The following is a 12,495-nucleotide window of genomic DNA, read 5'->3' as shown; positions in this document are numbered from 1 at the left end:
AGTAAATAACGAAAAGAGGAAGATGTTCTTTCTCCCTCTTTTCTCCCTATACTCGTACGCTTATTAAGCTTTTCTTCTTAAGAACATAAACGCTGCGCCCATTAATACAAGGCCAACTACTGTGAAGAGAATTGTCCCAATTCCACCTGTTGCAGGAAGGATCCAGCCACTCTTATTATTTTCTACAGTTAATTTCACCGTTTGGTTATCCTTATCAATCTTAACTTTAATTGGCTCTCTTAATTTTTGATAAGATTTCACTTCACCTTTATCTGTATACTTCGGTGCTTCAATTTCAACGATTTCGTATTCACCGTAAGGAATGTTGTTCCAATTAATTATCCCATCTTTATCAGATACGCCGACAACGTCAACACCTTTTACTTTTACAACTTTACCATCTTTTCGTAATTCAAATTTCGCACCTTCTAAAGCATCTTTAGTTGCACCGTCAATTTTTTTCAATGAAATTTTGCCATCAGTTACGATAACCTTTACAGGAGGTGTTGTTGTTTCATCGTCTGGTGGTGTTACTTTATCACCAGTTTCATAATCGATTTTTGCTATATTTTCTATTACTGTTCCACCGTTAATATCTCCATTTACTTTCGCCTTGATTTGCAAATGTAGTTCTTTTTTATCTTTTAACGCTGCAAAATTCTCTACAGTCACTGTCACTAATTGACCTGCAGCAGTCTTTTCACCTAACGTCACTTTTACAACATCAGAAGATACTTTTTCACCATCAATTGTAACAACTGGTGTATCGATAATTGTTAATCTTGGATCCACGTTATCTGTTATTACGTATTTCTTGTACAGATGAATATCACCTGGTAGTTTCGTTTTAATGTCGTATGTGAATTCTTCATCTACGTTAATTGGTAAATCATCAGGCTTACCATTAATTTGCTTACCAATTGTTGGCTTTTCATAGTTTATAATTGGCTTTAATTTTACGATTTCTCCATAACCCGCTTGACCATCTTTCGGGAATGCACCTGATTTTTCAATTTTAAATTCACGGTGTTTAGGGTCTAACACATATCCTGGTAACGCTTTTGACTCTTTGAAATAGTATTCACCATGCAATAAACCGTCAACGCGGATTTTACCATCCTTATCTGTCTTTAGATTCTTTAATTCTTTTCCTGCTTTATCTACTACTACTTTATCAGTCCCTTTATGATATAGCGTGAACTCTACATCTTTTAATGGTTTGCCTGCATCGTCTACTTTCGTTAATTCTACTGCTCCACGCTTGATTTCATTTTTCGGGTAAATATGAACATCATAGTTTAACTTTTCACCTTCTTTATCAGTCATTGGAATATCAATTGTATACGTTTTTTCTGTATCTATATTAACCTCATCTGGGCCACTAACTTCTTTTACTTCATAACGACCGATTGGAAGATCCTCAAATTTCACAGTACCATCCGCACCTGTTTTCTTACTAATAGGTTCTTCATTCTCAACTTTCTCAACAGCTTCTTTTACAATTTCTCCATTTCTTTCAATCACTTTAAAATTTGCAACTTTTACAACTTTATACTCTACTCCTTCTATCGGTGTTGCCCCTTCAGGAACTTTCTGACCAGGTTCACCAGTTCCTTCTTCACCTTTTTGTCCATCTTTTTCATGCGCATACTTATGAATTGTTAAAGATCCTGTTTTCGGAACCTCATTTGCTGCAAATGCACTTGGCAGCGTTGAAAGCATTAATATAAATGCTAAAACCATACTAAATACCTTTTTCATACTCGTATTGCCCCCTTTATATTTTATAAATTACTGTCCCCTTTTCGGAAATAGAGAAATAGCGTTAACACAATGAGTAATGTGCTAAATAAGTAAATGAGATTTGTTCCAAACCCTCCTGTATTCGGAATGACCCATTCACTCTTGTTGTTCTCTACTTTCAACTTTTGCAAAGGTGATGTAAGTTCTACATGAATTGATTCCTTCAAGATCATGTAACCTGTCGGTGCTTTTATTTCTTTAATTTCATATTTACCGAATACTAGCGGTTCAGAAATTGCTTTTCCACTTTCATCGGTTACTAATTTTCCGACTACATTTCCATCTTTATCGATAATTTGAAACTCTGCATTTTTCAGTTTCAACGTATGATCCTTTGCATCTACTTTTTCAATTTCAATTTTCCCTGACGGAGGAGGTTCCACTGCTATTTCTACTGATGGTTTTTGTGGAGAAATATTATCTCCTTTTACCGTACCTACGTTCAGTATTTTTTTATCTTCATAACCATCTTTTATCTTCACTTGAAATACGATTGTATGCCATTCGGTATCTTGAATGTCTCCTAGTTTCCCTATTACTTTTCCAGCCTTATAATGACCACTGTCAGTATCCTCGGCATCCGTTACTATATTGCCATCCACCCGAATTGATCCTGGTACATATTCCACACCTTCTGGCAATTGGTCTTCTACTAAAGAATTTCTTATGATGCTATCTTTGACTGTATTACGAACCTTAATCGTATATTCAATCGTATCTTTTACTTCATACTTCTTACCTTGTTGTAAGTTCTTTACTTCTTTCACTGATTCCACTTTCGGATTCTTATAATCTACTTTTACTAGTTTTTCAGGTTCCTGCGGTGTAATGTTCCCTCCCGTTACCTTCGCTTTATTTACTATTTCTTTCCCTGCTTGATTCGTTTTCACTTTCACATGGAACACTACTGTATGCCACTCTGTATCTCGAATATCTCCAAACTTCCCGGTTATTTTTCCAGTCTTATAATGGCCACTATCCCCATCTTCAGCATCTGTGACAACCTTCCCATCTATCCGAATCGTCCCTGGCACATATTCCACACCTTCTGGTAATGGATCCTCAATAATAGCATTGTTTATCACGCTACTCGCTACGTTATTACGCATTTTCACTGTATATTCAATCGTATCTCCGACTTCATATATGCTCTTACCTTGCTGTAAGTTCTTTGCTTCTTTTACCGTTTCTAGCTTTGGATCTTTCGGTTCTATTACAATAGATTTCTCTGGTTCTTGCGGTGTAATATTCTCACCTGTTATTTTTCCTATGTTACGAATCGTTTTATCTAACTGATCCAATTTTACTTTCGCTTGGAAGGTAACTGTATGCCATCCTGTATCTGTAATATCACCTAAATTCCCAATCACTTTACCTATCGTATAGTGGCCGCTATCTTGATCTACAGCGTCCGTCACCGCTTTTCCATCTACCTTAATGGTCCCTGGTACATAATCTACCCCGTTTGGTAATGAATCTTCTATTACAATCTTTTTCGCGATGCTATTCTCAATTTTGTTACGCATTTTAACTGTGTATTCAATTGTATCTCCGACCTCGTACCTACTCTTACCTTGTACATTTTTCACTTCTTTAACCGACTCTATTTCAGGGTTTCTTGCAATAACCTCGTTTACAACTTCATTGGAGTTTGTATATTCCTTTGAGCCCTTCAACAAGTTGCCATAATCTATTCTTGCCTTATTTGTAACTTGCTTTCCAATATAACTTGGTAAAGCCCTTACTTTAAATTGAACTGTAATTCCATTTGGATCCTCTTCTGTATTTTGTACATCGCCTAATTTAACAGTGACTTTTTTGTCTTTATAAAAGCCTGCATCATTATCTTCTGCATCTGTTATAGCTTTTTCGGTTCCATCAGCTTTTAGTTTTATGGAGCCCGGTACATATTCTGTTCCATCTGGAATCATGTCAGTGAACATTGCTTCACCAGCAACATCTCCGCCGTGGTTTTTAACGTTCACTGTATACGTCAACTCATCTCCCGCATACACTTTTCCTTCTGGACTTACAGATTTTGTTGCCGTAACACAAGGTTCTGTTCCTAGGAAAATATCATCTAGGAAATTTCCTACTGATAAGACATTTCCGTATGTTTTTACAGCCTCAAAACCAAATCGAGTTAACGTTTGACCTGCTGGAACTGTATAAGTCCCGCTATAGCGACCCCACGCTTTATTATCATCTTCCATCGTTTGAATAGTAGGTAAGGAAGTAATATTCGCACTTGCTGATCCGATACGAACGCGCATCGTATCTTTCCCATCTCTTCCCCTATGAGCTAATCTCCAATAAATTGTTTGCCCTGGAGTCGTTTTCACATCTTGATATAACATTCCAGGTTCCCTTGCATTTAGTTCGGCAAATTGCTCTCCTTCTGCTGGAAGTGGTGAAGGCAATGGTATTCTATCTCTCGTTCTCCAAATTTCGATTACTTTATAGCGATCTGTCGTTCTCCAGCCCTCTACATTATCTTGATCAATAAAGAAGTCTTTCGTTATCCTTGGCTTTTCAAATCCACCATTTTTAAGTACAACTCTATTTTGCTGAACGCACGTGTTACCTACTAAACTTGCTGGTGCAATATCTTTTATCCAGGAAGACGTCCCAATCCGTTCCTCTCCAACCTCTACAGGAATATCCTTTGCTACATTCTGCTCATAAGGTGGACCTGGATCAAAATCTTTCACAGCTTCTGGATTTGGCTGCTCTTTTACAGAACCTATCTCTATATCTTTCGGTTGTTCTGTTATAGAATCTGTCTCCGCATGCATCGTCATGTTGTCAATAAAACTGATAGGTATATCCGCGAACACTAATAAAAGCATCAACAGTACTAAAAAGGTTTTTTGTCTTCTTAGCTTCTTTTTTCGCCTCCATATGTTCATATACGATATCCCACTCCTCCCCAGACTTCTTGACTTATTACTACGGCATTTGCATTGTACTTTCCATGTCAAACAGGAAAATTAATTTACATCATTAAGAGTGAGGATCGGTAATTTCCAAAGGAACGGTTCATCATTATACGTAGAAGAAAATTTACTGAATGATTATCCAGTAAAAAGTCCAAACAAACCAACATATAAAGTGAAACTTTAATCAGCCCTCACCAATCGGGCTTTTATGAGCATCAGCCCGCCCCCCACCTAACTTCTTTGCTTTCGCTGAATTTTGAGATGGGGGTCTTACTGCCCATTAAAGTGGGATAAACTATGTATGCCTCCTCTTCCTTTCTTAAAAACATTTGAATACCTTTCCTATCATGTAAAATAATGCTAATATTTAATTTGTACATTCATTATATTTATTTCAAAAAAACTTTTCCATAATATTCTAACAATTGGTATAGTCCAATTTTAGAATATTCAAAATACTTAAAGCGCATATATATAGAAAAACAAATTAAATACTCTCACTATGCACCCCTTCTCTTATATAGGAACTGGTGTATAAAAAAAATAATGCAATACTCTTTTTGCTACAAGCAAAATAAAAAGAAGTCATCCCCAAAAAATCGGATAACTTCTTTTTATTTTAAGAAACTTGTTCGGCATTCGTTTCCCTATGTTGTATATGGCTCGTAATCCAAGCAATTCCACCAGCAACAACGAGATAGCATAACAATATTAAAATTTGCATTTGTAATTGCGACCAATCTCCTAAAGAAATCACATCTTGCAATCCTCTAAGAGAATGGGACATTGGGAGAAATTGTCCAATCTTGCTAAGAACAGCTATATTTAATTCTCCTGGGAAAGTACCACCGCTCGTCGCTAATTGCAAGACGAGAAGCGTTACCGCTAAGAACTTTCCAACAAGACCAAACACCGTTACTAACATAAGAATAAACGTCATGAACGTAAAGGAAATCACGATACTTGATAATACAAAGAGCGGCACACTTGCAACTTCTAATTTCATAACTCCTAGCACAACCACATCCACAAGTAATGCTTGAATAAGTCCAATTACATATACCAATCCTAGTTTATTAATAAAATGTACCGTTCCGCTTACCTTCATATTTTGTCTACGGCCAAGCGGTAAAATATTTGATGCCATAATTCCGCCAACATAAAATGCAAGCGATAAGAAATATGGTGCAATACCCGAACCGTAATTAGGCACGTCAGAAACTGTTGACTTCACTAATTGAACCGGCTCTGAGAACATCGTATTGCGTGCATCATCATTGCGAACATCCGCTATCTTCTCTGCGCCCTCTCCCAATTTCGTCGAAAGTTCTTTCGCACCATCGTCAAGTTTAACAAGTCCGTTCGTTAACTGATCAGCACCATGATTCAGCTCTGTTCCCCCGCTCGCAAGTTGATTGACACCTTCTTGTAATGATGTAAATCCAGTTCCCCATTTCGTAAATCCACTAGCTAAATTTGTAGCACCATCTGCTATCTTTTTCGTTCCAGCAGTAGCTTCATTTAACTTAACTCCGAATGTATTCATACCTTCTTCAACCTTATGCTGACCATCTGCAAGCTTCTGTGCACCTTGTGTCAATTGTTTCTGACTATTATTTAAAGTGTTTGTTGCTTGAGCTAATCCATTAGAAGTAGCGATAATCTTTTGAAAAGCAGGATCTTGCTGCACCTCTGGATGAATTTTCACGTACTCTTCTAATTGTTGTTTTACACTATTTGCTGCATTGTCCGCTTTCGCTTGTCCTTCAGCCAGTTTCTCACTTCCGTTCACCCATTCATTTGTACCAGCACTTAATTCACTAATCCCTGATTGTAAGTGTTTTTCACCTTGCGTCAATAACTCCATACCGCTATGAAGTGAGGTTGCTCCTTGACTTAGCTCATTCGCTCCATCAGTTAAGGCTGATTTGCTAGAAGCAAGTTTTTCACTTCCCTCTTTCACTTTTGATGTCCCGTCACTTAAACGATGAATACCATCTGCAAGCTGATTTGCCCCATTTCTTGCATCTGTCGTTCCTTCATGTAACTTCCCAGCACCATTACTTGCATCACTCAACCCTTGTGCTAAGTCTTGAAACTTTGAAAAGACACCTTCTGTATAAGATTTCGTAATACTATTTGAAATTTTTGTTTTCATATTTTCAACAGCTGTCGTTCCAATTTGCGCTGCTACAAAGTTTTTACCCGGATTTACTTTGTACTGCAATTGTGCTGGTTCTGGTTTCTCATCCATAAGTGTACTTACCTTTTTAGAGAAATCTGCTGGAATCGTAACAACCATATAGTACTTATCTTCTTTTAGCCCTTCCTCAGCATTTTTTTCTGATACGAAATGAAAAGCCAGTTCCTTATTCTCTTTTAAATTTTTTACAAAATCGTCTCCTGCACGAATTATTTTCTCATCCATTGCAGCACCTTTATCTAAATTTACAATCGCAACAGGTAATTTATCTAATTTTCCGTATGGATCCCAATATCCAGCTAAAAAAAATCCTGAATAAATTAAAGGAACGATTAACAAAAAAATTAAAGCGATACGCCCATGTTTATGGTACCACATCGCTTTCCAATCTTTAAATACAAGTTGAATTCCTTTCATGAAACATACTCCTTCTCCGAATTTCACACCATTAGAATGGTTTAACAGATTTACTATACACGTCCATTTTCATACTGTATAATACATCTTTAATTATCAATCCATTCCTTTTGGTCTATAGAAAGGAGGCTTAAAATGGAACTTCTTCAACTAAAATACTTTCAAACAGTTGCACGATTAGAGCATATGACAAAAGCCGCTGAAGAATTGCATATCGCACAGCCTTCGCTCAGCAAAACAATCGCTAGACTAGAAAAAGACTTAGGCGTCCCGTTATTTGATCGCCAAGGTCGACAAATTACATTAAACTCTTTCGGGAAAGTATTTTTAAAACGAGTAGAGCGCATTTTTCATGAATTAAGTGAAGGCGAACGAGAAATTAAAGATTTAGCTAACTTACAACAAAGCTCTATTACGCTGGCTGTTTCTATTCCAAGAATATTACCAGAACTACTCGGTTCTTTTTTACTACAACATCCTAACGTTCGATTCCAACAGTTTCTCGCATCTACTCCTTCTATGAAACGACAACTAGATAATATAGAAATTGACTTTTGCATTTCTTCTGTGCCAATTGAAGGCGAAGAGATTATTTGGGAACCACTTATTACAGAAGAAATTTTCTTAGTCGTCCCTTCAGGGCACCGTTTATCAGAACGTGAAAGTGTATATCTGCATGAAGTAAAGGACGAACCGTTTATTAGTATGAACACTGGTTATGGATTTCGGCACTTAACAGATGAATTTTGTAAAGAAGCTGGCTTCACTCCACATATCGCTTTTGAAGTAGATGAACCAACCGTGATTAGCGACCTGATTAAGCAAGGCCTCGGCATCGCTTTCGTCCCAAGTTTAACTTTATTAAAGAACTCTACTCTAGCATTAAATAAGTTACGTATTATTGAACCAAATTGTGAGCGAACGATTGGCTTAAGCTGGTCAAAAAAACGTTACTTATCGAAAACTGCCCAGCAATTCCGTGAATTCGTGATTGATTACTTCTCCAATATTAGGACTTAAAATGATATCAAACAATAAAAGATGCCATCCCCTAGGGTGGCACCTTTTATTGTTCACTCTTCTCTAATTCTATTTCAGCTAAAAGCGGCAAAACATTATCAAAAATATGCGTATTTTTATTTTCTCCTGTTACATATCCACCGTAATATCTACTAAATACGTTGTCATTTCGGAATGTGGCCATATGATCATATAATTCCTTTGCAAACTTTGTATCACCTGTTTGTAGTACATACAAAATCGTTAATCCGTAAGCCGCAGGCGATTCATAATTCACAGTTTGTTTTCCCGTTTCTAAATTGTAACGACCGTATAGCTTTCCATCCTCCTGGAATTTCTTCTTTATAAATTCCAAATAAGCATCGGATGAAAGACCACCTAAACTACGATGATATGCAACGTATGATTGGTCAATAAGATTCACTTCTTTGTCGTACGTAAATGTGCCATCTGCTTTATACTCTTTCGGGAATGCCCATCCATGCCTTGGATAATCTGCTAAAAATTGAACGACTTCCTCATATTGCTGAGCAGAAACTTTTCCATACTTTTTCATATAGGAGAATGCGCGCGGATTTATATATGACGTTGTTGCAAAATCATTTTGTTTCCTTGCATCTGCATCATAATAATCAACATAATAATTACCTTTCTTATTATAACGAATTACAGCATCACTCAATTGATCCGCTAAGTTTTTATAGCGCTCTTCCTTGTACATTTCATAAGCGCGATATAACTGTTCTATAATACGAAGATCATCAATAAGTGCATTTGTAGCTGACTGCATTTCTCCCTTTTCAGAGATTTTCCATAAAACAATTTGGTTCTTATGTACAAAGTTATTTTGAATAACTTTAACTTGTTCATCGAATAACGCTTGATCGTCTTTATCGAGTGTATATTGCAGCCATAGCCCTGCTGATTCCGATAAAGCTTCACGGCCTTTCGCTTCACCGGTACCTGCTTTTGTATCTTCTAAACGATATGTAGCAAGCGTCCCATTTTCATTCACCATATGTCTTAAAATAAAATGTTCCGTACGGTTTCCTTGCAAAGCTGACCAAAATACAATTCCACCTAAAGCGATTAAAAGAATAACGCCAATCACTATATATATACGTTTCCGCAAACTTTTCACCTCTCTAGTAAGGCTATCCTTAATTTTACCAGAACATACGTAAATGTAAAAAAGACAATCTATTAGATTGTCTCCCGTTCCTCTATCCCTCACAAGCCTCTTTAGAAGGTCTATATAGCGATTCTACGAGTCGATCATACTCACTACGCGTAATCTCTTTATTATACAGCTTCAATAATAAATCTCTATGCTCTTTTGAAAATGCCATCTTTTTAATGACTTCAGGATACATAAAACATCCTCTCCATTTCACATAAACTTCTTCACTTCGAAAAACAGAACTTATGTTCGCATAAAAGATTATAAAATATTCCTTACTAAAAAACAAACAAAACATTATTAAACATTAAATTCTTTCTATTTATAATATTCAAACATAATATTATCATATCCACTTTTTAAATACATATATATTTTTGGAAGTTTTTTTGAATAAATCTTCCAATTCAATCAGAAAATAATGGCAAAAAAGAAGAGGAGTTTACATATGGATACGGTAACATTAGCAAGAGCATTTTTTGGTTCTTCACTAGCATTCCACATTATCTTCGCAACACTTGGTGTCGGACTTTCATTAATGATTTTTATAAGTGAAATACTCTACCACTGGAAGAAAGATTCCGACTACGCCATTATGGCGAAAAGATGGACAAAGGCCTTTGCCATCCTTCTTGGTGTAGCAATTCCAACGGGAACAATCGTTGGTGTGCAAATCTCACTGCTTTGGCCTGGTTTTGCCAAAATTGTTGGGCAGGTTATTTCTGTGCCCTTTCAAATTGAGATTTTCGCCTTCTTTTTAGAGGCTTTGTTCATGTCGATTTATGTATATGCAGCTGACAAACTACCTCCATTCATGAGATTAATCTCGCTATTCTTCGTCATGATTGGTGCCACGGCATCTGCCGTGCTTATTACATCGGCAAATACATGGATGAATACACCCGCGGGCTTTTCAATGGGGCCAGATGGATCCGTTTTTAACGTTGATCCGTGGAAAGCTTTCTTTAATCCGAGTTTTGGCACGAGCGCATTCCACGTTGTGATTACAGCCTACGCAACTGGAGCTGCCGTCATTGCCTCTATCGCCGGATTTAAATTATTAAAGAAGAATGTAAGTGAACGTGAAGTGGCATATCATAAAAAAGGACTACTGTTAGGACTCGTCGTGACATTTATTACAGGCGCTACGATGTGGCTTTCGGGACACGAATCGGCAATTGCTTTACATAAGCATTCCCCTGAAAAACTGGCATCTGCTGAAGCTTTATTTGAAACGACATCACATGCACCGTTATCAATTGGCGGCGTTGTAGATCCTAACACACTTGAACTAAACTACGCACTAGAAATTCCGAACATGCTTAGCCTACTAGTAGGACTAGACCCTAGCACTGTCGTAAAAGGACTAAAGGAATTTCCACAAGAAACATGGCCACCATTTTACACGCATACACTGTTCAATTTAATGGTTGGCACTGCTGCCTTTACCTTTGCAGTTGCAGCAATTGCCCTCTTATATTGGTACTTTGTTTACCGAAAAAAAGGAACAGAGCTACCGAAGTGGCTTCTTTGGGGAGCTGCCGCATGTGGACCAGTTATGATGCTCGGCATTGAATTTGGGTGGATTTTCAGCTGTAGCGGTCGTCAGCCATGGACCATTTACGGTATGCAACGTACAGTCGACGCTTCTACACGCGCTGATTTTGTCGGTCCTTTATTTATTCTATTCATCATTTTATATATTGGACTCGGTATTTTAACAGTTTTCGTATTACGGACATTCTTTAAGAAACATCCGCTTACAAATGATTTACATCACGAAGGAGGCGATTCTCGTGCATGAGGAAAGTATTGCAATCATCATCTTATGGGCTCTTATTTTCGTATACAGTATATTAGGGTCCATCGATTTTGGAGCAGGTTTTTGGGGCATGGTATACGCAAAACATCCAACGCTCGCTGCCAAGCTTGCCAACCGATACTTATCACCGACTTGGGAAGTAACAAATACATTTCTCGTCTTTGTCGTTGTCGCTTTTCTCGGTTTCTTTCCGAAAGCCGCTTTCACCCTTGCGACAGTCATGTTCGTACCAGTTATGTTAATTTTAATACTCATTGCAATTCGCAGTACATTCATGGTATTTGCTTACTCTGTGCCAAAATATCAGTACCTCCTTCGGGTTATTTCAGGTATTACTGGGCTCTTAATTCCAGCCTTATTAATTACCGTTTTACCTGTTACAGAGGGGGCTTATATTACAATGTCTGAAGGAAAAGAAGTACTCCTGTATGGAAAACTTCTTTCTAGCCCGGTGATCTACTGTTATATGCTCTTTGGGCTAACTTCGGAATTATTTCTTTCCTCCCTCTTTCTTGCTGATTTTGCGAGAGAGCAAGGTTCAGAAGATTCGTATAGAATTTATAGAAGAAACGCCATCATCCTTGGTCCTGCAACACTCGTTACGGCGATTATCGCCCTCGTTGTAATGGATCCGGAAACACACTGGCTTATGCAAGGGCTCATAAAGCAATTCCCGTGGTTTACAGTTTCTATCGTTTTATTCGTTATCGGGTACTCTTCTCTTTGGTGGACAAACAAGAAGTATGGCACACTAGGATACCCTCGCATTGCCGTTTTAGCAGTCGTCGCTCAATATGCATTTGCAAGTTATGCTTACGGCGTTGCGCATTTACCGTATATTATTTATCCTGATGTAACTGTATTTACAAGCTTTACAACGGTCGAAACATTCTATGCATTGCTTATTCTATATGCAATTGGGATTGCAATTTTATTACCAGGATTTATTTTCTTCTGGAATTTATTCTTGAAGGATCGAACTTTTTTGAAGGAGAAATAATTATTGTAGGGCCTGTTCCAAAAGGTATTTTGGGATGGGCTCCTTTTGTCATGTTTTGTCGATAAGTCGATATAATTTAAAAATCGCTGATATATTTTGAGTTGCGCCGAT

Annotated in this window: 8 protein-coding genes; 3 read left to right on the top strand and 5 right to left on the bottom strand. The window is 37.4% G+C overall.

The window, feature by feature from the left end; translation table 11 throughout:
* Nucleotides 1–63: 63 nt before the first annotated feature.
* The 3 genes from PDQ68_RS19605 to PDQ68_RS19595 all read right to left on the bottom strand — a co-directional run bounded on the left by PDQ68_RS19605 (nt 64) and on the right by PDQ68_RS19595 (nt 7,362).
* Entirely contained in the window at nt 64–1,761 is a 1,698-nt protein-coding gene (locus PDQ68_RS19605; RefSeq protein WP_229136069.1) for a SpaH/EbpB family LPXTG-anchored major pilin, read from the bottom strand.
* A 23-nt stretch (nt 1,762–1,784) separates the two neighbouring features.
* Nucleotides 1,785–4,712, bottom strand: a complete 2,928-nt coding sequence (locus PDQ68_RS19600; RefSeq protein WP_061184230.1) for an isopeptide-forming domain-containing fimbrial protein — start codon at nt 4,710–4,712, stop codon at nt 1,785–1,787.
* Nucleotides 4,713–5,361: 649 nt separating this feature from the next.
* Nucleotides 5,362–7,362: a YhgE/Pip domain-containing protein gene (locus PDQ68_RS19595; protein ID WP_061184229.1), complete on the bottom strand. Its 2,001-nt coding sequence runs from the start codon at nt 7,360–7,362 to the stop codon at nt 5,362–5,364.
* Between the two features lie 135 nt (nt 7,363–7,497).
* Here PDQ68_RS19595 and PDQ68_RS19590 point away from each other — a divergent pair, with 135 nt between their 5' ends.
* Nucleotides 7,498–8,382, top strand: coding sequence for a LysR family transcriptional regulator (locus tag PDQ68_RS19590; protein WP_000421935.1), 885 nt, complete (start codon nt 7,498–7,500; stop codon nt 8,380–8,382).
* A 46-nt stretch (nt 8,383–8,428) separates the two neighbouring features.
* Here the strand turns inward: PDQ68_RS19590 and PDQ68_RS19585 are convergent, their stop codons facing one another.
* Both PDQ68_RS19585 and PDQ68_RS19580 read right to left on the bottom strand, forming a co-directional pair.
* Nucleotides 8,429–9,514 (bottom strand): hypothetical protein, encoded by a 1,086-nt coding sequence (locus PDQ68_RS19585; protein WP_001231580.1) that lies wholly within the window; start codon nt 9,512–9,514, stop codon nt 8,429–8,431.
* Between the two features lie 91 nt (nt 9,515–9,605).
* The gene (locus PDQ68_RS19580) at nt 9,606–9,755 is read right to left on the bottom strand and encodes a hypothetical protein (RefSeq protein WP_000283184.1); all 150 of its coding nucleotides are present in this window, start codon (nt 9,753–9,755) and stop codon (nt 9,606–9,608) included.
* A 255-nt stretch (nt 9,756–10,010) separates the two neighbouring features.
* On the opposite strand from PDQ68_RS19580, the gene cydA reads away from it, so the two are divergent.
* Together cydA and PDQ68_RS19570 are read left to right on the top strand one after the other, a co-directional pair.
* A complete protein-coding gene (cydA, locus tag PDQ68_RS19575) occupies nt 10,011–11,366 on the top strand; it encodes a cytochrome ubiquinol oxidase subunit I (RefSeq protein ID WP_000381964.1) in 1,356 nt (451 codons plus the stop codon).
* Nucleotides 11,359–12,384, top strand: coding sequence for a cytochrome d ubiquinol oxidase subunit II (locus tag PDQ68_RS19570; protein ID WP_000544167.1), 1,026 nt, complete (start codon nt 11,359–11,361; stop codon nt 12,382–12,384). Before cydA ends, PDQ68_RS19570 begins: the two co-directional genes overlap by 8 nt.
* Nucleotides 12,385–12,495 lie beyond the last annotated feature (111 nt).

It is taken from the genome of Bacillus cereus group sp. Bc010, assembly GCF_027716745.1.
In the GTDB taxonomy this organism is placed as follows: domain Bacteria; phylum Bacillota; class Bacilli; order Bacillales; family Bacillaceae_G; genus Bacillus_A; species Bacillus_A pacificus.
Note: the sequence above shows the minus strand (reverse complement) of the source record. Positions and strands in the feature narration are given on the sequence as shown.

Excerpts from the sequence above, each read along its gene's own strand:
- PDQ68_RS19605 (WP_229136069.1), bottom strand. The coding sequence starts at position 1,761 with ATGAAAAAGGTATTTAGTATGGTTTTAGCATTTATATTAATGCTTTCA.
- PDQ68_RS19600 (WP_061184230.1), bottom strand. The coding sequence starts at position 4,712 with ATGAACATATGGAGGCGAAAAAAGAAGCTAAGAAGACAAAAAACCTTT.
- PDQ68_RS19595 (WP_061184229.1), bottom strand. The coding sequence starts at position 7,362 with ATGAAAGGAATTCAACTTGTATTTAAAGATTGGAAAGCGATGTGGTAC.
- PDQ68_RS19590 (WP_000421935.1), top strand. The coding sequence starts at position 7,498 with ATGGAACTTCTTCAACTAAAATACTTTCAAACAGTTGCACGATTAGAG.
- PDQ68_RS19580 (WP_000283184.1), bottom strand. The coding sequence starts at position 9,755 with ATGTATCCTGAAGTCATTAAAAAGATGGCATTTTCAAAAGAGCATAGA.
- cydA (WP_000381964.1), top strand. The coding sequence starts at position 10,011 with ATGGATACGGTAACATTAGCAAGAGCATTTTTTGGTTCTTCACTAGCA.